Raw genomic sequence first — 25045 nt, 5'->3', positions numbered from 1 at the left:
AGAGATACCGGTATATAATATACCTGACTTATTAATTTAAACGGAAACCAAGGTTTAAGCTGAGTGTACGATACTTGTTTTTATCGTTGTTCTCATTGTCATACACCTGGTTAATTTTGCTCAGACCCCAATCGTAGGTTATACCCACCAGAAAGCGACCTGCTTCCACGCCTGCGGTACCGTTAATACCAAACTCAAATCTTTTCAATCTGTCCAGGTTGCCATCATTCTCGCCTTCTCCGTCAACAGATTCAAATTTGATGTCGTTTTTTACAGTGGTAGTTACGCCAGCCACTGTATACTCCGAAGTGGTTTTACCAAATAAGCCCATAGAAACGAATGGACCCGCGCCTATGAAGAAGCGGCTATCGGTTCCGATAGGAACTTTAACGGCAAAGTTTACCGGTAATTGCAGATAATAAGGGCGGAATCTAACGCTGAAGTTATCACCGCTGGCTTTAGCACCTTTACCCTGTAAAAACAAACCTGACTGTAAAGAGAACATGTCATTTAAGGGTAAGTCACCTATAAAGCCTGCATTAAAGGTTGAAAGGTTATTGGAGTTGTCTACTGTACCGTCACCGCTGGTAGAAATGTTTGCCAGGCTATAGGAGCCTCTGAGCCAAACACCCCCTGGGTTAGTATTGGTAGTGGTAGTTGTGCTTTGAGCGTTGGCGCTGCTCCACATAGTAAATCCGGCTAATCCTGCCATTAAAATCAACTTGCTCTTTTTCATAGTGCGAATTTTTGGTTAATTAATTTCAGGAAAACCAAGACCGTGCCAAATACACTAAGTGTTTCTACTCCAACGTGTTACATTAAATATAATCGTTATGGGATTGTTAACATGGGTAAAATAAAAACGCCGGCTCAGGGACCGGCGCTACAAAAAGCTGGTTTATTTATGACGTTGCCGGAGGCGGATCCTGTGGAGGTTTCTGCTGTGGCGGACGTTGATTGTTATTGTTGTTATTATCGTTTCTGGGCCTTTGCTGATGGCGTTGGTTTCTGCCTCCGCCTCCTTGCTGCTGGCCAGACTGCTGCTGGCCGCCTGGTTGCTGACCGGCTTTTGCCTGTTGGTTTCCACCCTGTCTGCCCTGCTGGCCGCCACCTTGTTGCTGACCACCGCCCTGCCTGCCTTGTCCCTGCTGTTGCTGAGGCGGCCTTTGCTGACGTTGCTGCTGTTGTTGTTTGCCCTGATTTTGTTGCTGACCGCCTTTTTGTTCACGGTTATTGTCGCCACCGCCGCCTTGTCTGGGCTGATTGCGCTGTTGCTGATCGCTGCCGCCACGCTGCTCACGCTCGTTACCACGGCGTTGTTCCTGGCGCTGTTCGCGATCTTTATCTTTGCGGCGTTTGCTGCCACGTTCCAGGCTGCGCAGGCTTATCTGACCTACCACATCCACAAACTGTGGTTCAATTTCCTTGGTTTTGGTAGTAGTAGCTACCAGTTCTACTGCCTGCAACTCATCTGCCTTTTCGCCACGGGAATTTAAACGCTTAATTTCTTTTACACGCTGAATGGTTAAAGGATACTGCTTGTTGCTTTCGGGCAGCACATACCACATCAGGTTTTTAAAAATATCTTTTTTAATCAGGTGGGCAGTACCACGTGTAGTATCCAGCGAGTCTGCATTATCCGGAAATTGCTGAAGCGCATCCAGGTAGGTATCCAGCTCGTAGTTAAGACAACATTTTAAACGGCCGCACTGGCCACTTAATTTGGTTTGGTTAATACTCAGGTTCTGATACCTTGCTGCGGTGGTAGTAACGCTTTTAAAATCGGTAAGCCAGGTGCTGCAACATAATTCACGTCCGCAGCTGCCAATGCCGCCTACTTTTGCTGCTTCCTGGCGAATGCCTATCTGCCGCATTTCTACCTTTACTTTAAACTCACCCGCGTATATTTTAATCATTTCGCGGAAGTCTACCCGGTCATCTGCGGTATAGAAGAAGGTGGCTTTTTTCCCATCAGCCTGAATTTCCACCTCACTTAATTTCATTTGTATGTTCAGCTGGCGGGCAATAGCACGGCTACGCATTAATACCTGTTGCTCGCGGCTTTTATTATGCTGAAATAACTCTACATCCTTTTCGCTGGGGTTACGGAGCACCCTTTTCATTTCGGGGTTAAACTCGTCTACCCCTCTTTTTTTCAACTGCAGACGAACCAGTTCACCCGTAAGGCTTACTTCGCCCACGTCAAAACCGCTTACACCTTCTACGGTTACGTAAGCGCCCTTTTCGAAGTATTGTAATGTGCTGTTCCTGAAAAACTCTTTGCGGCTACCTTTATTAAAAGTGACTTCTATTACTTTACAACTGCTTTCAGGATCGCTGAAAGGGAGGTTCATAAGCCAGTCGTGAACATTCATTCTATTACAACTCCCTGTGCCGCAGCTACCGTGGCTTTTACAGCCGCCCGGTTTGCCCGTTCCACATGATCCACATCCCATATATTGTTGATTTCGATATTATTAGTGATAATTTTAATGTCTATTCTGTCAAAAATAGCGCTTTATCCTGAATAATGTGGTAGAGCTTAATGGTGAGGGCGTGGAACAACATTTTGGCGTTTGCATTGCGTTCTACATAGTAAGCAGCCTTATCCAGCTCCTCAATCAACGTTTGTTGCTGACTTACGGATGCTATTTTATTCAGGCGCTGGGCAAAGTCTTTTTCCTGGTCGGGCAGCAGAATTCTGTCGGCCCCCATTACGCGTATGCGTATACTTTGCTCCAACAGGTGGTTAAAATAGCGCAGAAACTGTTTCTGCTTTTCACGTCCCTGCTTTGCAATGTCTTCAATCCATTTTACCTGCGCCTGTGGTCCGCCTTTAAGGGCAGCGTTCAGCCATTCCCGTAACATGGTTTGCCAGTCGTCGCCGGCATGCTGTAACAGTTGTAAGGCTTCGCGGTAATTGCCCTCTGCAATACCGGCTGTTTGCCGGGCGGTTTGTGCAGGGGCATTGGATTTTTCAATCAGCGCCTGTTCAATATCGGCTGTTTCCAGTAAAGGCACTTTTACCAGCTGGCAGCGGCTTAATATAGTAGGTAGAATTTGTTCCTCGTTTTCAGCTGCCAGCACAAACAAAGTGTTTGGCGGCGGCTCCTCAATCAGTTTCAGCAGTTTGTTGCCTTCTTTGCCCAGATATTCGGGCATCCACATTACCAGTATCTTGTATTCGCTTTCAAAGCTTTTTAAACTCAGCTTCCGGATAATATCATTACACTCATCAGAGGTAATATTTCCCTGTTTATTCTCTGCCCCTATAAACTGCAGCCAGTCGAACGAGTTACCATACGGGCTATTGGCAACAAATTCGCGCCATTCGGTAGCATAATCGCTGCTGGTAGGTTTGTCGCCGCTTTTTTTAGGAATAACGGGATAGGAAAAGTGAATATCCGGGTGCATCAGTTTCTGTGCCTTAAAGCAGGCCGGGCAGGTACCACAGGAATCTGTGAGATGGGTAGCAGGTGCAGCGGCTGGTTCGGGAGCCGGTTCCGGATCGCCAAACATAGAAAGGCTGGCTTCTGCTTTGGGCGTATTGTTTTTGCCTGAACGTGTGGTGCAGGTAACAAACTGCGCAAAAGCCAGTGCCAGAGACAGCACACCGCTGCCTTCTTTGCCTAAAAACAGCAAAGCATGGCTTAAACGGTTTTGCTGTACCATTTCCACCAGGTGTTGTTTCACCTCTTTCTGCCCTATCACCTTCTCAAACTGCATATCCTGTCAAAATCAATTAAGCGGTACTCAAAAAATCAAAAGCGGATAAAGATGGCCTATTGGCCATCAATGTATTTTAACAGCTCAGGGCTGTCCGGGGTTACTTTGCTGTCGAAGTGTGCCAGCAACCTGCCCTTTTCATCTATAATAAACTTGTTGAAGTTCCAGCCAATGGTAGCATCAAGTACGCCGTTCTGTGTTTTGCTGCACAGGTACTGGAATATAGGAGTTGCTTTGTCGCCTTTTACGTCTACACGGGTAGTTAAAGGGAAGGTTACGCCAAAGTTTTTTTCGCAAAAGTCTTTAATGGCATTGTTGTCCTGGTATTCCTGACCACCAAAGTTATCAGATGGAAAACCTACAATTACCAGTTTGTCTTTATGCGATTCGTACAATGCTTCCAGGCCTTTGTACTGTTTGGTAAAACCACATTTGGAAGCAGTATTTACCACCAGTATTTTTTTGCCTTTGAAAGCAGAGAAGTCGATAGTGCCGCCATCGAGCGATTCTATTTTGAAATCATAAATAGATTTGGGAGCAGGCGTTTTACTGATCGCCGAAAAACAGGTAGCTATAAATGCGAGACAAAATATTGCGTATTTCATGAGCATATTTTTTATGGTAGCAACAAAGGTGAAGCATTCGGCGCTATAGAAAAAATAAACTGTTGTTAACGGGGCGGGGTACAACCTACAGTGGCAATGCTTACCGAAATGCTGGCTGCCTGCTGTAAAGCCAGCGCGCAGGCCTCCAGTGTGGCGCCTGTGGTAATAACGTCATCAATAAGCAATACATGCCGGTGATGGCCCAGGGCGTTACTGTCTGCAGTAAAAGCCTGCTGCAGGTTCAGCATCCGGTTTTCCCGGTTGCGATGGGTTTGGGTGGCGGTAAATACAGTACGGTGCAGTACCTGATCCAGTATTTCCCAGCCGCATACTTCTGCTATGCCCTGTGCAATAATGAGGGATTGATTATAGCCCCGCTGGCGTGCCTTGCGGGGATGCAGGGGAACCGGCAGAATGACTGTAACGTGCTGGAAGCGTTTGCTTTCTTTTAGTTGCTGCCCCAGTAACCTGCCCAGCCACAGGCCGGTAGGTGGATGGTTACGGTATTTAAGCTGGTAAATGATACGTTGTAACAGAGAATTACGGGTAAAGTAATACAAGCTGCCGGCAGCGGCTATGGGTACACGCCCGTAGAACAATTTTTCCACCGGATTGCCTGCATGCGGCAGAAAGCCGGTTACAGGAAGATCTGAAAAGCAATGGGCGCATACCACCCCATCATCCGGCAGGGTATCTGTGCCGCAACCTGCGCAGGTGTGCGGGTAAAACAGGTGCAGGAAAGAAGAGGCGATATGCTGTAAAGTGATACGGATAAGTAGTTGTTTTTTAGAATAACATCTGGTATACTTCTTCTACTTTGCCCAGGGGCACTACTTCTATATTGAAGCCTTTGGCAGAATCCCAGCCTTTTTTATTGTAACGGGATACCACAATTTTTTCAAAGCCCAGTTTTTCTGCTTCGGCAATACGTTGCTCCACACGGTTTACTGCCCGTATTTCACCATTCAGCCCCACTTCCCCGGCAAAACAGATGTGTTGCGAAACGGGCACATCTTCATAAGAAGAGAGGAGGGCGCAGATAACGGCAAGGTCGGTAGAAGGATCTTCCACCTTCAGGCCACCTGCTATATTGAGGAATACATCTTTTAACCCGAACTGAAAGCCACCGCGTTTTTCCAGTACAGCCAGCAGCAACTGCAGACGGCGCAGATCAAAACCGCTTACGGTACGTTGCGGGGTGCCGTATACGCTGGGGGTAACCAGGGCCTGCACTTCTATTAAAAGTGGGCGTAGCCCTTCCATGGTAGCTGCAATAGCACCGCCACTTAACTGATCTTCTTTATGGGTAATGAGTATTTCGGAGGGATTGCTTACCGGACGCATGCCGGATGAGATCATTTCATAAATACCCAGTTCTGCCGTGCTGCCAAAGCGGTTTTTAAGCGTGCGTAGAATGCGGTAGGTATAATTGCGGTCGCCTTCAAACTGTAGCACGGTATCTACCATATGCTCCAGTATTTTAGGGCCTGCTATGTTGCCGTCTTTGGTAATATGGCCTATGAGGAAAACCGGTGTATTGGTTTCTTTGGCAAAACGCTGAAACTCAGCAGCACATTCCCTTATTTGCGAAATGCTGCCGGGAGATGATTCGATAAAGTTAGAATGAAGAGTTTGAACAGAGTCTACCACTACCAGCTGTGGTTTCAGTTTTTTAATCTCCTGGAATATTACCTGTGTGGAAGCTTCGGTAAGCAGGTAGAAGTTTTCATTCTGAATGCCCAGCCTGTCGGCCCGCATTTTTATCTGCTGCTCGCTTTCTTCACCACTTATATATAAGGTAACCACCTGTGGCATTTGCAGGGCGCTTTGTAAAAACAGGGTACTCTTGCCTATACCAGGTTCACCTGCTACCAGTACAATGCTGCCGGGAACAATGCCACTACCCAGTACACGGTTTAATTCTGCATCGGCAGTTACCAGCCGCTCTTCTTCAATGCTGCTTACGTGGCTGAGTGCAATAGTTTTGCTTTTGCGTGGATTAGGAGTATAGTTTTTCCAGTCGTTGCTATCGGCTTTGTTGTTGCCTTTATCTAATACCTCTTCTATAAAGGTGTTCCACTGGTTGCAGGAAGGACATTTTCCCAGCCATTTGGTACTCTCATATCCACAATTGCTGCAAAAAAATGCCGTTTTTATTTTACTCATGGCATAAAGATAAGGGTGACTTTCCGCCAAGTAAAAAGGCCAGCATTGCTGCTGACCTCTTACTTACTAACCCATTAAATTCTGCCACTAAATTACAATAATGGGGCACAATTCAAAATTATTTTTTACCCTTGTTGAAAACTTTTGAAACGCTGAAACGCAAGCCAGTGTGGCATAATGGCACTTTAACGGCAATGCTGTCAGGCCCCCGTATACACATTAATATAAATGTAATTTATTGAGAGGTGTTAGCCTTGCGGAGGTGAGAATATGGGTGTTAAAACGGCGAAAAAGGCAGAAAGTTCCGATTTGTCAGTTTGAATGGTTATATTTACTTAACAACTCTTTAACTGTTTAGGGATAAGGTGCAGCAGATGCACCAAAAATATTGTTCGCAGGTGCGAAATGCACATGAGAAAGAAAAAAGCCCCGGATTTTTTAAAAACGGGGCTTTTTAGTGTCTTATTTGCTAAGGTGCATGCTTCTTTCTTTGTATAAAGTGCGGAAATAAGGGTCCCGCAGGTCTTTAATAAAGCGGATGGCCTCACCTGTACTCTTCATTTCAGGTCCCAGCTCCTTGTTTACACCCGGGAACTTGTCAAAACTGAACACTGGTTCCTTGATAGCGTAGCCTTTCAGCTGCTTTTTCATGGTAAAGTCTTTCAGTTTGGCTACATCCAGCATTACCTTGGTGGCAATGTTCAGGTAAGGAATACCGTAAGCCTTCGCAATAAACGGAGTGGTACGTGATGCACGGGGGTTAGCCTCAATTACATACACATTACCATCTTTTACAGCGAATTGGATATTAATTAAACCACGAATATCCAGGGCGCGTGCTATTTTTTCTGCATAAAACTCCATGGTGGTTACTTCCATTGGCGTAAGGTTGAACGCTGGTAAAACCGCGTTGCTATCGCCACTGTGAATACCGGCAGGCTCAATATGCTCCATAACACCCATTACGTGGAAGTCGGTACCGTCAAAAATACCGTCAATTTCCGCCTCCTGGCAACGATCCAGGAAATGGTCGATCAGGATTTTGTTGTTCGGAATGTGTTTCAGCAGGCTGATTACCGCTTTTTCCACTTCCTCATCATTAATCACAATACGCATGCGCTGTCCGCCCAAAACGTAGCTGGGGCGTACCAGTACCGGGTAACCTACCTGATTGGCCACTTCAATGGCTTCATCAGCAGTGTAAGCGGTGCCATACTGTGGATAAGGAATATTCAGCTCCTTCAGCAGATCGCTGAAGCGGCCGCGGTCTTCCGCAATATCCATATTGTCATAAGATGTACCTATTATGCGTATACCTTTCTCGTGCAGGCGTTTAGCCAATTTTAAAGCCGTCTGGCCACCCAGCTGTACAATCACCCCTTCAGGCTTTTCCAGCTCAATTATTTCCCACAGATGTTCCCAGTACACGGGCTCAAAGTACAACTTGTCCGCAATATCAAAGTCGGTAGATACTGTTTCAGGGTTACAGTTTACCATGATGGCTTCATAACCTGCTTCCTTAATCGCCAGCAGACCATGTACACAACAATAGTCAAACTCAATTCCCTGGCCAATCCTGTTCGGCCCACTACCTAATACGATGATTTTTTTCTTACCGGACGGATTCGATTCGTTGGAGGAAAGTGTATTGCTCATTTTCGAAAGATTGCGCGAAATTAGGGTTTTTCATCGAGTCGTGGCGATTTCAGTTCTACAGGCTTCGATTTTTGCCCTTTCCGCATCTTCATATTTAACAATTCTACCAGGAATGAGAATGCCATGGCAAAGTATACATAGTTTTTCAGGTGCAGCTCGTGCGTAGCCTCGCTGTTCCAACCTTCCACCAGTAAAACAAAGCCAATCATTACCAGAAAACTCAGCGCCAGCATTTTTAAAGTGGGGTGCTTGAAAATAAAACCCGCAATGGCAGGGCTGAACAGGAACATGATAATCATAGCCACTACTACTGCGGCAATCATTACCTGTACCACTTTAGCGGTACCGCCGGCAGTAATAATACTGTCGAAGCTGAATACCATGTCAATTACTACAATCTGCACAATGGCTGCTGCAAAGCCCAGTTGTGGTTTGTTACCGGCTGCTTCGGCTTCTTCATCGCCTTCCAGCTTGTGGTGAATTTCCTTTACGGTTTTGTAAATAAGGAAAAGACCACCTGCCAGCATAACCAGGCTTGCCAGATCGAACCCTTTACCGGCAATGGTGAACAAGGCAATGCCTTTTTGCTTTAACAACCAGCTTAAGCCCATTAACAACAGACTGCGCATAATAATGCCGAATACCATCCATAATAAACGGGCTTTGGGTTGTTTTTCCTTCGGGAGGCGATTCATAATAATACTCACGAAGATTACGTTGTCTATTCCCAGTACTATTTCGAGAATAACCAACACAAAAAAACTGACGATGTTGTCAGTACTAAAAATTGAAGTCATGTGAAACAAAATGTATGGTACACGGCAAAGATTCAAAAATTGTTTCGAATAAAAGAAAAGCCACTTATCTTTCAGATGTAACCCCATTTGAAAGATAACAAACCCCTTGTGCATGTTGAAAAAAATACTAAAAATCAGCGGCATCAGCCTGCTTGCGTTGCTTGTTTTATTGTTTACGCTGCCCTTTGTGTTCAAAGGCAAAATCATCCGCATTGTTAAAGAGCAGCTGAATAAGAACATTGCTGCAAAAGCAGATTTTTCAGACGTGAGTCTGTCTTTTCTGCGTCATTTTCCGCGTGCTTCTGTGGCGCTGAAAGATTTTTACATTACCGGTATAGACGAGTTTGCCGGTGATACCCTTATCAGCACCCGTGAGGCCGATGTGGCGCTAAACCTGTGGAGTGTAATACGTGGTAAGGAAATGAACATTTACTCCATTAACATCAATTCCCCGCGTATACATGCGCTGGTGAACAAAGAGGGCAAGGCAAACTGGGCCATTGCCAAAACAGATGCAGCGGCAGATACCACTACCACTACAGATACGGCTTCGTTTAACATGAAACTGCAGCATTACAGTATTAACGATGGCTATATATGGTACGAGGATAAGCCGGCGGGTATGAGTGCGGAAATTAATCATCTTACGCATGAGGGTAGTGGCGACTTTACTGCCGACCTTTTTACACTGGATACCCAAACGGAAGCAGATGCGGTTACTTTTACTTATGGAGGTATTCCTTACCTGCTGAATACTAAAACGGCTATTGACCTGGCGCTACAGGTAAATGCGAAGGACTATAAGTTTACTTTTAATACCGATGCTATTGCGGTAAATGATCTGAAGCTGGCTGCCAAAGGCTTTTTTCAGCTGGTAAACGACAGCACCTATAATATGGATATTGCGTTTAATGCGCCTTCCAATGATTTTAAAAGCTATTTGTCGCTGATACCCGCTGTTTATAAAAACGAGTTTGCCTCTGTTAAAACCAGTGGTAATGCTGCGCTGAGTGGCTTTGTGAAAGGTATATACAACCCTGCACAGATGCCCGCGTATGCACTGGACCTGAAAGTAGACAATGGCTTTTTTCAATACCCTGATTTGCCGGCTCCTGTAAAGAATATTAACCTGGCGGTAAAGGTGACCAACCCCGATGGGGTTACTGATAACACAGTAGTAGATATATCGAAAGCGCATATAGAGTTTGGAAGTGACCCTTTCGATTTTCATTTGTTGTTTAAAAAGCCGTTAACCACACAATACATTGATGCGGGTGCCAAAGGCCGGCTGGATCTGGCAGGTGTTACCCGTTTTGTAAAGCTGGAAAAAGGCACTAAGCTGTCTGGCACCGTGCAGGCCGATGTGCAGGCAAAAGGGGAAGCCATAGTAGTTACGCAGCAAAAGCCGGGCAGCTTTAATGCTTCTGGTTTTGTGGATATCAGTAATCTGTATTATGCTTCCCCGGCTTTTCCGCAGCCGGTGCAGAATACCAGCGCACATATTGTATTTTCTAACCCCGATGGCGTGCCTGACCATACTACTGTAGTGGTATCGCCTGCACACGTAGAGGTTGGTAAGGATAAAGCCGATTTATCGCTGCTGCTGAAGAACCCTGCAACAGATCCTTATTTTGAAGTGACTGCCAAAGGTGGACTGGACTTATCCAGCGTTGGACAGTTTTATGCCTTTGAGCCGGGTACTGCTTTAAAAGGCCAGGTGCAGGCAGATGTATCCTGCAAAGGCCGCAAATCTTATGTAGATGCCAAAAAGTACGATGCTATTCAAACAGCTGGTTCTGTGCAGGCGTCTAACATTTTGTACACCTCCAAAGATTATCCGGACGGGGTAGCACTTAAAACAGGTACACTTACTTTTAACCCGGCACGGGTAGCAGTAAGCAATGTGGCGGGCAGCTTTATGCAAACTAATTTTACTGCTGCGGGCGGCTTTGATAATCTGTTTGGCTATGCCCTGAAAAACGAGCCACTGAAAGGAACAATGCAGGTGCATGCCGATAAAATTGATCTGAACAAATGGATGGGCACTACCGCTGCTGCCCCTGCCGATACAGCAACAGCTACAGGCGAGCCGTTTGTGGTGCCTGCCAATATTCAGATGACGCTGAATGCGGGTGCAGATAACATTAAATATGATAAGGTAGACTACAGCAACGTGGCCGGTACGCTGGAGATAAAGGACGAAACGGTTGCATTACGTAATGTAAAAATGAATGCGCTGGATGGCTCCATTGCCTTAAATGGTTCTTACTCCACCAGGGAGAGCAAAAAGAAGCCTGCAGTTACTATGGCGTATGATGTACAGAACCTGGATATTCAGAAAACCTTTTATGCCTTTAATACGGTGCAGAAGCTGATGCCGGTGGGTAAGTTTCTGGCGGGTAAGCTTACCTCGCAAATGAAGATGAAAGGAGCGCTGGGTGCTGACCTGATGCCAGACCTCAGCAGCCTTACCGGAGATGGAACGTTGTTGTTGTTACAGGGAGCGCTAAGCAAGTTTGCGCCGCTGGATAAGCTGGCTTCTACTTTAAATATTTCCGATTTGCAACAGGTATCGGTAAAAGATATTAAAAGCTATTTTGAATTTGCCAATGGTAAGGTACTGATTAAGCCGTTTAACATACAGGTGAAGGATATTGGCATGGAGATAGGCGGTATGCACGGGCTGGATCAGAGCCTGGACTACGTGATTAATATGAAAGTGCCACGCGAAAAGCTGGGTACACAGGCCAATCAGCTGGTGAATAGCCTGGCAGCAAAAGCCAGTGCAAAAGGCATTAATATAACGCCTGGTGAAATAATTAACCTGAAGGTGAATATGGGGGGCACTATTACCAAACCTACCATTAGTACCGATCTGGCCTCTGCCGGAGCCAGTTTGGCGGAAGACCTGAAACAGCAGGCGAATGCTTTTGCAGCGGAAAAGAAAGCGGTAGCCGATAGCATGGTGGCTGCTGCAAAGCAGGCTGTGAAAGACTCGGTGGCCAGTGCCAAAAATCAGCTGATTAAGGATGCTGGTAATGCGTTGAAAGATCAGTTGCTGGGCGCCAAAAAAGATTCCACTGCTACCAAAGACTCACTGAATACCAAACAGAAGCTGGAGGAAACCGGTAAGGGGTTAATTAAAGGATTGTTTAAAAAGAAAGGATAGGTTTCTTTTTATAAAGCAAGAGGCCATATCATTTTGCGATACGGCCTCTTGCTTTATGGGAGTTTGCCGGAAACCTGTGCCTGTTTATATTGAGCGGTAACTGTTGCCGTGCTAACCTTCTATTTAGCTTTTGAAAGCTGCTGTTACAGCAAAGCCTTACATATATTTTTTGTAATGGCCGGACCCTCGTAAATAAAGCCGGTCCATACCTGTACCAGTGTGGCGCCAGCTTCCATTTTTTCTTTGGCATCGGCTCCGGTAAAAATGCCGCCGCTGGCAATAATGGGTATCTGATGGTGGGTTTGCTGTGCCAGGTGGCGTACCACTTCTGTGGAACGTAAGCGAACCGGTTTTCCGCTTAAGCCGCCTGCGCCTATTTTTTCACCTTCTTCTTTAGATACAGCGCTCAGGTTATGCCGGTTGATGGTGGTATTGCTGGCTACCAATCCGCTCAGTTTTACTTCTGCAGCCAGTTCTGCAATATCATTCAACTGCTCGTTGGTAAGGTCGGGGGCTATTTTTAGTAACAGCGGTTTAGGCTGTGCTTTACCCTGGTTGTTGTTTTGCAGTTGCGATAAAATTTTACGCAACGAATCTTTTTCCTGCAGTTCGCGCAGGCCGGGTGTGTTGGGCGAGCTAACGTTTACTACAAAATAATCCACCACATCAAAAAGGCGCGAGAAGCAGCTATCGTAATCTTTCCACGCATCTTCATTGGCAGTTACCTTGTTTTTGCCAATGTTGCCGCCTATAATCAGGGGCGCACCGGTAGTTGCAGCCTGTTTGTTTTTCCAGGCAGCCAGTCTTTCCGCAATTACTTCCACGCCATCATTGTTAAAACCCATGCGGTTAATAAGCGCTTTATCTGCCGGCAGGCGAAACAGGCGGGGCTGCTCGTTTCCCGGTTGTGCTTTGGGGGTAACGGTGCCTATTTCCACAAAGCCAAAGCCCAGTGCTTCCAGTTCGTTGAGGTAGGCGGCATTTTTATCAAAACCTGCTCCTAAACCTACCGGGTTTTTAAACTGCAGTCCAAACACATTCTTTGCCAGGCGGCTGTCTTTGTGTTCAAAACTGTTCTGCACCATCTTTTTTATCAATCCTGCACTGCACCCGCTGCGTAACAGGTTCATGGAGAAATAATGAGCCTTTTCGGGCGAGAGATTAAATAACAACTGTCTTAATAGCGGGTAAATCATGCCGCGAAGATAAATCTGCTGTTCTCAATTCACAAATTACACCCCGGATTAACATAGTTGCATAAACAACTTGTTAGGGAATAATGTTATATTTGAAGTAGAAACAATATACCATGCAGGAAGCTTATATAGTAGCCGGATTCAGAACCGCCGTTGGTAAAAGCAAAAAAGGTGGTTTACGTTTTTATCGCCCTGATGACCTGGCGGTGGAAGTGATTAAAGGATTGATGGCCACTGTGCCGCAGTTAGACCCCAAACGTGTGGATGATGTAATTGTGGGTAACGCAGTGCCCGAAGCGGAACAGGGGTTACAGTTTGGACGTATTATAGCAGCCCGTGCATTGGGTATTGAAGTGGCAGGCATTACCATTAACCGGTATTGCGCCAGCGGCCTGGAAAGCATTGCTACTGCTACCGCTAAAATACGCACCGGTATGGCGGAATGTATTATTGCCGGTGGCACAGAAAGCATGAGCCTGGTACCTACTGCGGGATGGAAAACGGTACCTGCCTACTCTATAGCGAAAGATGAACCTGATTACTACCTGAGCATGGGGCTTACTGCTGAAGCGGTAGCCAAAGAGTTTAAGGTATCCCGTGAAGATCAGGATGCTTTTGCGTTGCGTTCGCACGAAAAAGCCATGCATGCTATACAAAACGGATACTTTCAAAGCGGTATACTGCCTGTGAATGTTGAGCAGGTGTATGTAGATGAAAACGGTAAAAAGAAAACGCGCAATTATGTAGTGGATACCGATGAAGGTGTACGGGCCGATACTACGCTGGAAGCACTGGGCAAATTGAAACCGGTGTTTGCCCTGGGAGGTTCTGTAACGGCGGGCAACAGTTCACAAACAAGTGATGGCGCTGCCTTTGTAATTGTGATGAGTGAGCGTATGGTAAACGAACTGGGTTTACAACCTATTGGACGTTTGGTGAATTGCGCCAGTGCCGGTGTGCATCCACGTATTATGGGTGTTGGCCCGGTGGCAGCAGTACCTAAGGTATTAAAGCAGGCGAATATGAGCCTGGGTGATATTGATCTGGTTGAACTGAATGAGGCGTTTGCTTCCCAGTCGCTGGCGGTAATCCGCGAGCTGGGTATTAACCCTGATATTGTGAACATTAATGGTGGTGCTATTGCACTGGGGCATCCGCTGGGTTGCACGGGTTGTAAGCTGACGGTACAGATATTAAATGATTTAAAAAGACTGAATAAGAAGTATGGCCTGGTTACAGCCTGTGTAGGCGGTGGACAGGGCATTGCAGGAATAATTGAGAACATCTAATGGCATGATATTGGTCATTGTGTGCATAGGCCTCCACGTCTAGTTTTATCGCAAAAATGATTCATGTATGCAAACAATCCTGGTTCCCACAGATTTCTCTTCCACTGCTAAGAATGCTGCATTATATGCGCTTCAGTTTGCTGAGGCGGTAAAAGCAGCGAGAGTAGTGTTTTATCATACTTACGAGTTGCCGGTATCGGTAGACCCTATGATGCCCACGCTGCAGATGTTTAGCCTGGAAGATATCAGAAAGGTTAGCCAGACGGGGTTGGATAATTTTGTTACCAATCTGAAGGAAACTTACAGCACTTCTGTTCCTGTGTCTGCGGTATGTGAATTTAATTCGTTAACAGAGGGTATACAGGAGATCGTAGAGAAGGAAAAGGCAGATCTGATTATTATGGGTATTACCGGGGGCGGTAAAATTGACGAGGTGCTGATTGGAAGTAATACTACCAGTGTGGCCAAACATACCAATGTTCCGGTTATTATAGTGCCTGCGGAATGCCATTATGCGCCTGTTGAAGAGATAATGCTGGCCTGCGATTTTAAACAGGTGGTGGAAACCACGCCTGTAAAGCCGATTGCAGACCTGTTGGATGCCACTAAGGCTAAATTGTTTGTACTGAATGTAAGCAGTGATAAAGATCCCCTGCCGGAGGATGCCAACTACGAAGGCCTGATGCTGGATACATTATTTCAGGCAAAAGGGCATAAGCCGGAATATCATTTTCTGGAGGCGGAGGACTTTACGGAAGCAATCAACTACTTCGCTATGGAAAACGAGATAGACCTGATTGTGGCAATACCCAAAAAGCATGGCTGGTTTGATGGATTATTCCGCCGTAACCACACTAAAATGCTGGCCTTTCACAGCCACGTGCCTTTGATGATTGTACACGACTAGTAGTTAAACGATACTGATATAAAAAAGGGAAGCTGATAGCCAGCTTCCCTTTTTTAGTAATCAAATGCTGTTTAGCTTTTCAGCAGTTCAGCCAGTTTCTTTTCCAGTTCTTCACCTCTCAGGTTTTTGCCGGCAATTTTACCTTGCGGATCTACCAGAAAGTTCTGAGGAATAGCCTGTACACCGTATTCTTTTGCTGCTGCGTTGTTCCAGTATTGCAGGTCAGATACATGCGTCCAGATTAAACCATCATCATGAATAGCTTTCATCCATTTTTCTTTACCGGTCTGGTTATCGAGTGATACGCCGAGAATGGTGAAGTTTTTATCCTTATAAGTATTGAAAGCTTTTACTACGTTGGGGTTTTCTTTACGACAGGGACCGCACCAGCTTGCCCAGAAATCGATCAATACATATTTGCCTTTAAAAGAAGACAGTGCTACAGGATTACCTAATGTATCGTTCATCGTAAACTCAGGAGCAGGCTGACCGATAGCTGTTTTCTTAGCCATGTCAATCTTGGTTTTTAACGCCTGGCCAGGGGCAGAAGCTTTTGCTACAGCAGACAACTGATTGTAGATAGGCTCAATTTTCTCTATGTCCAGGTCGTAAGGCATCCAGCGTTGAATTACATATAAAGCAATGGGAGAACCTGGATTGGCTTTCAGGTAAGCTTCCATTATGCCTTTGTTTTTTTCTTCTACTGCATCGTATTGCGCTTCAATTTCTTTCAGCTTTGCTTCGTCCTGCGCCTGGTAAGCAGCCTGATAGCTGGCACTCAGCGCCTGCAACTGTGCATTGTAGGGCTGTTGCTCTGCACTCAGCTTGCTCCATGCAGTATTGGCTGGCCCGCCTTTTAACTGTGCATTGGCAAAGGAATCCACATGCGTTACGGTAAGTACGCCTGCTTCCAGAAAAATGGTGGCCATAAACTTAGGATCTACTCCACGGGGTGTAACGGGGCCGCCAATGAGCGTAGCACTCTGGGCCTGGGCATTTGCCACGCCTTTAAAAGTGTATTTGCCGTTGGTAACCACAGCGGTATCAAAAACACCCTGGCCGTCTTTGGCATAACGCATCAGCACTTTTTCAGGCGCTTCTGCTATATTTTTCAATTCTCCGTTAATAGTATACGATTTGGTTGCAGTAGTTGCTGCAGCTGCGGTGGTTTTGGTTTTAGGCTTAGCCTGGGCCAGTACACTCAGCGGAGCCGCTGCCAATACCCACAATAAAGCTGTTTTCATTGCTATTAGATTTTTTAGAACACTGAAATTAAGGTTTAATACTATACTGAATTACTCAGGATAAATACTTTGCTACAATGGGAACACGCCGGCCAACACCAAAAGCCTTGGGTGATACACGTATTATGGGGCAAAACTGGTTGCGTTTGTACTCGTTCACGTTTACCATTTTTAACACCCTGTTCACTAGTGCGGCGTCAAATCCCTGCCCTATAATCTCTGCCGGGCCCTGCCGCATTTCAATATATTGGTAAAGAATGCTGTCCAGTACCTCATAATCCGGCAGGCTGTCGCTGTCTTTCTGGTCAGGGCGTAACTCTGCGCTCGGTGGTTTGGTAATAATGTTTTCCGGTATTACTTCCCCGTTGCGGTTAATATACCGGGCCAGTTCATACACCTGCAGTTTATAGCAATCGCCCAGTACACCCAAACCGCCCGCCATATCGCCATACAGCGTGCCGTAGCCGGTGCTTAATTCACTTTTGTTAGAGGTATTGAGCAGTATATAACCAAACTTGTTGGAAATGGCCATGAGCAGATTGCCGCGGGTTCTGCTCTGCATATTTTCTTCTGCCAGCGAAAAAGGCAGGTTGTTGAATATGGGAGCCAGGGTATCCAGAAACGACTGGTAAATATCATTGATACGTACAATGTCGTAAGGATTGCCCAGGTGCCCGCTTAATGCTACGGCATCATTTACCGAGTGTTCTGTAGAGTAAGGAGAGGGCATAAGAATAGCTCTTACATTTTCCCTGCCCAGTGCTTCGCAGGCCAGTGCCAGGGTAACAGCAGAGTCTATACCGCCGGAGCTGCCCAGGATGGCTTTGGTAAAGCCCATTTTAGAAAAGTAATCGCGTATGCCCATTACCAGTGCCTGATATATCTGTGCTATGTTTAGCGTGGGCTGCAGGGTTTCAGGATTCAAAACCCGGTTGGGCAGGCGCAGGGCCGGTTCCAGTATGGGAGCGTCTATGCTGCCATCATCGTTCAGTACTGCGCCATCTATCGCTTCTTCAAATGCAGGCAATGCTTTGCATAAGTTACCTTGTTTATCAAAGATGAGAGAGCCGCCATCGAACACAATTTCCGTTTGGCTGCCTACTGCGTTGCAGTAAAACATAGGAATACCGTATTTGAGTACATTGGCTTTCACAATGGCTTTACGGTCTTCATCATGTGTATAGTCGAAAGGGGAGGCGCTGAGGTTAATCATTACATCCGGCTGCTGTTCCATCAGCTGGTCCATCGGGCAAACGCGGTACAACACGCTATCGCCCAGGTTCCAGATATCCTCACACACCGTTACCGCCAGCTTTTTCCCTTTAAAAGGAATTACCTGCCAGTTGTAGGCCGGTTCAAAATACCGGTTCTCATCAAACACATCGTAGGTAGGCAACAGGGTTTTATGCACCTCTGCCTGAATCTTTTTATCGTACAGCATAAAGGCTGCGTTAAAAAGGCTTTTACCGCCTTTTACGGGGTTGTGTGCGGGGGAGCCTACCAGCACGCCTATGCCATCTGCATGTGCGGCAATGGTGTTTACGGCTTCATAGCATTTGTCTATAAAATCTGTAAACTCTACAAAGTCACGTGCGGGATAGCCGCAGATGCTCATTTCACTAAATACCACCAGGTCAGCACCCTGCGCTTTCGCCTGTTCTATACCTTCTATAATTTTCCGGGTATTACTTTCGAAATTGCCAATGTGGTAATTCTGCTGTGCGAGAACGATTTTCATAGCATAAAGATAAGAAGTAAGCAAACCATTATCTTCGCCGGTATGAAGTTCACGGTTCGTTACCGGATCCTCTCCGGTTTGCTGGCAGGTGTAATGGCCTGCTCTTCCCCCCAGAAAAAAGTGCCTGATGTATCGGGAATATCGCTTGCTTTTGAAGTGCAGCGGTTCGACAGGGATTTGTTTACTATGGATACCCTGCATATGGTGGCTTCGCTGGATAGCCTGCAGGCTAAATACGGAACGTTTGTAAACGATTATCTGTTTAACATACTGGGGCTGGAACCGCAACCGGATAGCGTGCCTGCGAAGGTGAAATTATTTATGCACGACTATCGTCCTGTTTATGATTCTGTACAAAAACATTTTCCGGATACAAAGGCGGTGGAGAAAGAAGTGCTGCAGGGTATGAAGCTGATGCATCATTATTTTCCGGCTTATAAGCTGCCGGAGAAGATGATTTGCTTTGTGGGGCCTATGGAAGGGTACAGTAATGTGCTTACAGCTTCCGGTATGGCAGTGGGTTTACAGCTGAACCTGGGAAAAGACTTTCCTTTATATTACTCCGATTATCTGCGTGAGGTATATCCTGCTTATCAGAGCCGCCGTTTTGAAGCTGCTTATATACCGGTAAACTGTATGCGTAACCTGGTGGAAGATTGTTTTCCTTCGGGTAATGGCAGCCGCCCGCTGATTGAGCAGATGGTGGAGCTGGGTAAGCGCTTATATATACTGGACCTGCTGTTGCCAGCCAGTGCTGATAGTGTGAAAACAGGATATACGCAGGCGCAGCTGGATGGTTGTTATAAGAATGAAGCGTTGATCTGGAACTATTTTGTACGTAATGATCTGTTATATATTACTGATCCCCTGCAAACGAGGGATTATATAAATGATGGTCCTAAAACAACGGTACTGGGTGAAGATTCTCCCGGATATATAGGCCAGTTTGTAGGCTGGCAGATTGTAAAGAAGTGGATGGAAAAACATACAGAAGCCAGTCCTAAGCAGTTGATGGACACTCCGGCCAAACAAATATTTGACGAGGCCAAGTACAAGCCCCGCTAATAGTGCTGAAAGGTTATAGTTTCGTTAAATGTAAAAAAGAGCCCCTGACGTTTAGTTGTTTTTAAACGGGGCTACCATTTGAAAAGGAGGAATCTTAACAATGAAAGTGCTCAGGGAATTCAGATTTTCCATCAGGTAAGTGCCCTGCATACGACCTATTTCTGTTTTCAGATTACAGCCACTTACATATTGAAATTGCTTGCCAGGTTCTAATACGGGTTGCATACCAACTACGCCTTCTCCTTCTACTTCGCGGTTCTGGCCGTTACTGTCGTATATAAACCAATGACGACGCAACAGCTTAACGGAAAAGTGGTTATGGTTCTCTATAGTGATACGGTAGGCGAACATGTATTCACTGTTTACCGGGTGACTGTATTCATCCTGGTAAAAAGTTTCCACACTTATTTGTACACCCTCGGAAATTTTGGATATCATGGATAAATTCTTGCTCTGTATAAAAATAAGGAAAAAAGTTAATTGGTGTACCTTCGCACCGCTTTCCAATTAATTTTACAACTTAAAACTGAATCACGATGACAAAGATTGCGGTGGCAAAGGGCGATGGTATTGGACCGGAAATAATGGATGCCGTTCTTTCTATTTTTCAGGCAGCACAGGTGCCCCTGGAATACGAGTTTGTAGACATGGGAAAATGGGTGTTTGACAAAGGGTTTAGCAATGGCATGACCTCTGAGGCGCAGCAAACTATTGAAAATCTGGGTATCCTGTTTAAAGGACCAATGGAAACCCCTAAAGGTAAGGGGGTTAAAAGCATTAACGTTACTGCGCGTAAAACATGGAATACTTACGCCAACAAAAGGGTGTTTCAAACACTGCATGGTGTAGATACTGTGTTTAGTAAAGCAGGTATTCCTATTGATGTTACTATTGTTCGTGAGAATATTGAAGATACTTATGGTGGTGTGGAGCACATGCTTACACCCGATGTGGCTTTAAGCCGCCGTTTTATTACCCGCCCCGGTAGCATGCAGGTAATAAAGTACGCTTTTGAAATGGCCAGCAAAAAAGGCGCACGCCGCATTACCTGCGGACACAAAGCCAACATTATGAAGCTGACCGATGGTTTGTTTCTGGAGTGCTTTTATGAAGTAGCCAAGAACTATCCTGACCTGAAAGCAGATGATGTAATTGTGGATGACCTGTGTATGAAACTGGTTACCCGTCCTGATACATTTGATGTGGTGGTACTTACCAACCTGCAGGGTGATATTGTGAGTGATCTTTGTGCCGGTCTGGTAGGTGGTTTAGGTTTTGCCCCTTCTGCCAACGTAGGCGATCATATCAGCATTTTTGAAGCGGTGCACGGTACTGCTCCGGATATTGCCGGTAAGGGTATTGCTAACCCTACAGCGTTACTGCTGAGTGGTTTCTCTTTATTACAGCACGTAGGTTTATATGATAAAGCCAACATGATTGAGAACGCTTTACTGTATACGCTGGAAAGCGGTGTAAGAACCGGTGACTTTGGCGATCGTAGCAAACCTGCTATGAATACCGTTGAATTTGCGAATGCTGTTGTAAAAAACTTTGGTAAAAAGCCTGAGCACAATCCAAAGCCGGATATGGCAGATCATGCCATCAGCTGTACGGTATTCAACCTGTCTAAGAATGCGATGATGGAAAGTGAAACCCATGTGTCTGAAAAAATCAACGGGGTGGATCTGTTTATCGAAAGCAACCTGCAACCGCAGGAGATAGCAGATAAGTGTCTGCGTCATGCTGGTGTAAAATTCAAGCTGGTAAACATCAGCAACCGTGGTACCCAGGTATGGCCTACCGGTTCTAAGTTTACCAACCTGGTAAACCAGTATAACGTCCGTTTTGAAAGCATTGATGAACATGCTTTAAACCAACAGGACGTTATAGGTTTATATGTAAGCCTGAGTGGTGATTTCAGAGTATGTTCCCTGGAGCTTCTCAACACCTTTGGAGATAAAAAAGCGTACAGCCTGGCACAAGGTCAGTAAGCTGTTACCATAAAGGTTTTCCCTGGTAGTAGTCGAGTAATTTGATCCGTATCAGCAGATCATACCCGGCTACTACCATATTTATGTTAGACCGGTCGTAGTTGTTTTTGGCTACCACATAATCTACCGAGTTAATTGCCCCTGCATTAAACTTTACCTCTGCTACGCGGAAACTCTCTTTAAAAGCAGCCAGTTGCTGTTGTAATACCTTGTATTTGTTTTGGGCGGCCGTCATGTTAAAATAAGCCTGCTCCACACTTTGTTGTAACTGTATACGTACGGTATTGGCAGTAATAGCCGCGTCTTTTGCCGTAATTCTGGCTTGTGCTATCCGGTTTTTGTTCTGGAAGCTGTTGAGAATGGGAATAGTTACACCTATACTGATGCTGTTATTCAGGTTATTGTTCAATTGTGTACCGTAAGGTATTCTGGAAGCTTTGTATTCGTTGTATTGCTCTATTACGGGCAGTTTGGTGCCGTTATAATCTACATAGCTGTTGCCTGCTGCTTCTGTGGTTCTTACCAGGTTTTGAAGTGTACCGGCGCTGGAGTAGTTGGTGGCAAGGCTTCCATTTAAAAACACGGTAGGATATCCCCTTCCTTTTTGTACCTGAATGGCAGTTTCGGCACTGGCTTTTCGCAGATCGGCTGCTTTTACCATAGCCAGGTTGGCTTCGGCATTTTTAAAAACCTCTGCTGCACTGGCGTCGTACAACAGCTGGCTGTTACTGCCCGTACTCATGCGCTGAAAGGCCAGGAGTGGGGTGTAAGGAATATTCATTAGCTGCGCCAGACTTAGCCGTGCGTTTTCCAGGCTGTTCTGCGTATTTACCACGGATAACTGATCATTGGCTAACTGGCCTTTTAAGTCATACAATTCCTTAGGGTCAGCAGCACTGTCGGCATTGCGTATATCCAGCCGCTCCACCTGCCGCGTACTTACTTCCTGCTGCTGATAAGAAAGAGCCAGCAAATCTTCATTGGTCAGTACCTGCAGGTAGGCCATAATCACGTTTAGCGTTAACAACTCCTTCTGCTGCTGTTCTTCGTAAGAGGCGGCATTGAAGTTCTGCCTGTTTTGTTTAATGGCATTTTGCAGGCTCAGCCCCTGAAACAGCGTGAGGTTGGAGTAAACGCTGTAGTTGGCATATGTAAGCTGCTGATCAATATACGTGTTGGTATAAGGGTTAATACTGCGGCCCTGATTGCTGCCGTGATAGGCATCTGCATTTAAAGTAGGCAGCAGGTATTCTTTAGACTGCGTCCAGTTCAGATGGGCAGATTCTCTCTGTAATCCTTTCCGCTGCACATCTGCATTGTTTTTTATGGCAATTTCCACGCACTGCTGAAGCGACAGCCTGCCGGTATCGCCCGAAGCCTGTGCGGTAACAATACCGCAGTAAAGTGATAGAAAGGAGGAGAGGATAACAGTACTGCGTCGGATACTCATGGTAACAAATACTTTCTGATGGGATTATGATTCAATTCTGCCGTCGAGCAGGTTAATAATGCGTGATCCGTAGCCGGCGTTCTTTTCTGAATGGGTTACCTGTATAATGGTTACACCTTCTTCTTTATTCAGTTTGCTGAACAACTCCATAATTTCTTCGCCCTGTTTAGAGTTGAGGTTGCCGGTAGGTTCATCTGCCAGTAACAGTTTGGGTCTGGCTACCAGTGCCCGGGCAATGCCCACCAGTTGTTGCTGGCCGCCTGACAGCTGTGAAGGGAACAGGTCTTTTTTGCCCACGATCTGAAATTTGTCCAGCGTATCAGCCACGATGGCCTTCCGCTCGGCCGTTTTTACATTCTGGTATAATAACGGGGTTTCTATGTTCTCGTACACTGTTAGTTCGTCAATGAGGTGGTAGGCCTGAAATACAAAACCGATATATTGTTTATATAAAGCGGTGCGTTGTTTTTCTTTCAGCTGGTGAACGGGCTGATCCAGAAAGGCATATTGGCCTTCATCAAATTGATCCAGCATGCCAATTACGTTGAGGAGGGTAGATTTGCCGGAACCGGAAGGCCCCATAATAGAAACAAACTCACCTTCTGCAATATCCAGACTTACATCTTTCAGTAAAAACGTACGGGTTGAGCCGGTATTTACCCATTTGGAAACGTGCTGTAACTTAATCATGATTCTTAGGTTTATAGAAATGTGCCAATTGAATAAGTGATTGGTTCTGTTTTGGTTAGGAATACATAGCTGCTCTGGTTGTTCGCTTTCGATACAGCTTTTGTATCTATTTGATACAGCGGCATGTATGCAGTGCATATCCTTATAGCAGTTGCTGTTTTTCAGCACTCAATATATTACTATCCACACAAATATTGTTTTCCATAAGCCATGTATGCCATATGTAACTTCCGATATATAATGTATGCATCAGCTGTGTGACCGGGAGTTGGAGATGTCGGTGGAACTTTTGTTACCAGCAAAAAAGGAGTCAGTGCTGCGGAGGATTCATCAGGAGGGAAGAAGCCATTAGATTACTAAAGAGTAATTTCTGATTGCTGAGGTAAAGGTTTTAAGCGCTTAGGAGAAAATCCTGGTTACTGAGGGAAAAGTGCTAAGCACTTAGAGGAAAATCCTGGTTGCTGAAAAAAAAGTACTAAGTGCTTAGGGGAAATACCTGGTTGCTTAGGGAAAAGTTCTCAGCGCTAACGGGAAATCCGTCAGCACTTACAGAAAATCCGTTAGCGCTGACGAGAAATCCGTTAGCGCTGACGAGAAATCCGTCAGCACTGACGAGAAATCCGTTATCACTGACGAGAAATCCGTCAGCGCTGACGAGAAATCCGTTAGCGCTGACGAGAAATCCGTTAGCGCTGACGAGAAATCCGTTAGCGCTGACGAGAAATCCGTTAGCGCTGACGAGAAATCCGTTAGCGCTGACGAGAAATCCGTTAGCGCTGACGAGAAATCCGTCAGCACTGACGAGAAATCCGTTAGCGCTGACGAGAAATCCGTCAGCACTGACGAGAAATCCGTCAGCACTTACGGAAAATCCGTAAGCACTAAAGTGCTTTTTGCTAGTGCTGAATCACTCTTCATTGAGTAAACTACCGTCTGCACTGAAAAGTTTTCCGCAGACATTTCAAATATATTTGGCGGGGAATAAAATCCTCTTATCTTTGCCGCCCGTTCAACGAAAACGGAAGCTCTTTAAAAGGTTGACAGTCAGGAATAAAAACGTTCAAAAATCTGAAAATAAATTTGGAACTGAAGTTTAAAAACTGCTACCTTTGCAACCCGCTTCAAAAACGGAACAGCTCTTAAAAAGTATTGAAAATCAGAAAGTTAGTCAGAAGAAACATCAAAAATAATTCTGAAAAACTTTTGGAAGATTGAAAATAAAACGCTTACCTTTGCAACCCGATTGAAAGTAAAAAGTCAAAAGGGAAAAGAAAAGCTCTTTAACTACAAATGATAACGGCATACGGCCTGAAGGTTCACAACCTTATTATCAACCAAATCACAGATGAAAATCAA

General features: G+C 45.6%; 19 protein-coding genes. 5 read left to right on the top strand and 14 right to left on the bottom strand.

All coding sequences use genetic code 11. The annotated features are described in order from the left end of the window. Window positions 1–31 precede the first annotated feature (31 nt). The 8 genes from IEY13_RS26210 to IEY13_RS26175 form a co-directional block, all read right to left on the bottom strand. On the bottom strand, window positions 32–736 hold the full coding sequence (locus tag IEY13_RS26210) for a porin family protein (RefSeq protein WP_188958043.1): 705 nt from the start codon (window positions 734–736) through the stop codon (window positions 32–34). A gap of 166 nt (window positions 737–902) precedes the next feature. After that, window positions 903–2354 (bottom strand): PSP1 domain-containing protein, encoded by a 1452-nt coding sequence (locus tag IEY13_RS26205; RefSeq protein ID WP_229688029.1) that lies wholly within the window; start codon window positions 2352–2354, stop codon window positions 903–905. 142 nt (window positions 2355–2496) lie between these two features. After that, on the bottom strand, window positions 2497–3726 hold the full coding sequence (locus IEY13_RS26200) for a DNA polymerase III subunit (protein ID WP_188958040.1): 1230 nt from the start codon (window positions 3724–3726) through the stop codon (window positions 2497–2499). Between the two features lie 56 nt (window positions 3727–3782). Beyond that, window positions 3783–4331, bottom strand: a complete 549-nt coding sequence (locus IEY13_RS26195; protein WP_229688028.1) for a glutathione peroxidase — start codon at window positions 4329–4331, stop codon at window positions 3783–3785. A gap of 65 nt (window positions 4332–4396) precedes the next feature. Next, window positions 4397–4939, bottom strand: coding sequence for a ComF family protein (locus IEY13_RS26190; RefSeq protein ID WP_188958036.1), 543 nt, complete (start codon window positions 4937–4939; stop codon window positions 4397–4399). Window positions 4940–5117: 178 nt separating this feature from the next. Then, window positions 5118–6497, bottom strand: a complete 1380-nt coding sequence (gene radA / locus IEY13_RS26185) for a DNA repair protein RadA (RefSeq protein ID WP_188958034.1) — start codon at window positions 6495–6497, stop codon at window positions 5118–5120. Between the two features lie 462 nt (window positions 6498–6959). Beyond that, window positions 6960–8153 (bottom strand): carbamoyl phosphate synthase preATP-grasp domain-containing protein, encoded by a 1194-nt coding sequence (locus IEY13_RS26180; RefSeq protein WP_188958032.1) that lies wholly within the window; start codon window positions 8151–8153, stop codon window positions 6960–6962. Between the two features lie 20 nt (window positions 8154–8173). Further along, the gene (locus tag IEY13_RS26175) at window positions 8174–8950 is read right to left on the bottom strand and encodes a TerC family protein (protein ID WP_188958030.1); all 777 of its coding nucleotides are present in this window, start codon (window positions 8948–8950) and stop codon (window positions 8174–8176) included. A 112-nt stretch (window positions 8951–9062) separates the two neighbouring features. Between IEY13_RS26175 and IEY13_RS26170 the strand changes: the two genes are divergently transcribed. Next, a complete protein-coding gene (locus tag IEY13_RS26170; protein WP_188958028.1) occupies window positions 9063–12119 on the top strand; it encodes an AsmA-like C-terminal region-containing protein in 3057 nt (1018 codons plus the stop codon). Window positions 12120–12262: 143 nt separating this feature from the next. Here the strand turns inward: IEY13_RS26170 and IEY13_RS26165 are convergent, their stop codons facing one another. Beyond that, the gene (locus IEY13_RS26165; RefSeq protein ID WP_229688027.1) at window positions 12263–13315 is read right to left on the bottom strand and encodes a quinone-dependent dihydroorotate dehydrogenase; all 1053 of its coding nucleotides are present in this window, start codon (window positions 13313–13315) and stop codon (window positions 12263–12265) included. Window positions 13316–13428: 113 nt separating this feature from the next. Here IEY13_RS26165 and IEY13_RS26160 point away from each other — a divergent pair, with 113 nt between their 5' ends. Beyond that, window positions 13429–14604 (top strand): thiolase family protein, encoded by a 1176-nt coding sequence (locus IEY13_RS26160; protein WP_188958026.1) that lies wholly within the window; start codon window positions 13429–13431, stop codon window positions 14602–14604. Window positions 14605–14671: 67 nt separating this feature from the next. After that, window positions 14672–15511, top strand: coding sequence for a universal stress protein (locus IEY13_RS26155; protein ID WP_188958024.1), 840 nt, complete (start codon window positions 14672–14674; stop codon window positions 15509–15511). 71 nt (window positions 15512–15582) lie between these two features. Here the strand turns inward: IEY13_RS26155 and IEY13_RS26150 are convergent, their stop codons facing one another. Then, window positions 15583–16755 (bottom strand): TlpA disulfide reductase family protein, encoded by a 1173-nt coding sequence (locus IEY13_RS26150; RefSeq protein ID WP_188958022.1) that lies wholly within the window; start codon window positions 16753–16755, stop codon window positions 15583–15585. A 55-nt stretch (window positions 16756–16810) separates the two neighbouring features. Then, window positions 16811–18493 carry an NAD+ synthase gene (locus tag IEY13_RS26145; protein WP_188958020.1) on the bottom strand — a complete coding sequence of 561 codons (1683 nt, stop codon included), beginning with the start codon at window positions 18491–18493 and terminating at the stop codon, window positions 16811–16813. 42 nt (window positions 18494–18535) lie between these two features. Between IEY13_RS26145 and gldB the strand changes: the two genes are divergently transcribed. Beyond that, window positions 18536–19558 (top strand): gliding motility lipoprotein GldB, encoded by a 1023-nt coding sequence (gldB, locus tag IEY13_RS26140; RefSeq protein WP_229688026.1) that lies wholly within the window; start codon window positions 18536–18538, stop codon window positions 19556–19558. A 51-nt stretch (window positions 19559–19609) separates the two neighbouring features. Here gldB and apaG read toward each other — a convergent pair whose 3' ends face one another. Further along, entirely contained in the window at window positions 19610–19996 is a 387-nt protein-coding gene (gene apaG, locus IEY13_RS26135; protein ID WP_188958018.1) for a Co2+/Mg2+ efflux facilitator ApaG/CorD, read from the bottom strand. 98 nt (window positions 19997–20094) lie between these two features. On the opposite strand from apaG, the gene IEY13_RS26130 reads away from it, so the two are divergent. Next, window positions 20095–21549, top strand: coding sequence for an isocitrate/isopropylmalate family dehydrogenase (locus tag IEY13_RS26130; protein WP_188958016.1), 1455 nt, complete (start codon window positions 20095–20097; stop codon window positions 21547–21549). A 4-nt stretch (window positions 21550–21553) separates the two neighbouring features. On the opposite strand, the gene IEY13_RS26125 is transcribed toward IEY13_RS26130, so the two are convergent. Both IEY13_RS26125 and IEY13_RS26120 read right to left on the bottom strand, forming a co-directional pair. Then, a complete protein-coding gene (locus IEY13_RS26125) occupies window positions 21554–22999 on the bottom strand; it encodes a TolC family protein (protein ID WP_188958014.1) in 1446 nt (481 codons plus the stop codon). Window positions 23000–23023: 24 nt separating this feature from the next. After that, window positions 23024–23689, bottom strand: a complete 666-nt coding sequence (locus IEY13_RS26120) for an ABC transporter ATP-binding protein (RefSeq protein ID WP_188958012.1) — start codon at window positions 23687–23689, stop codon at window positions 23024–23026. Window positions 23690–25045: the final 1356 nt, after the last annotated feature.

Source organism: Filimonas zeae, from assembly GCF_014641615.1.
In the GTDB taxonomy this organism is placed as follows: Bacteria; Bacteroidota; Bacteroidia; order Chitinophagales; family Chitinophagaceae; genus Filimonas; species Filimonas zeae.
The sequence above is the reverse complement of the archived record's forward strand: the minus strand, read 5'-3'. Positions and strand labels throughout refer to the sequence as shown.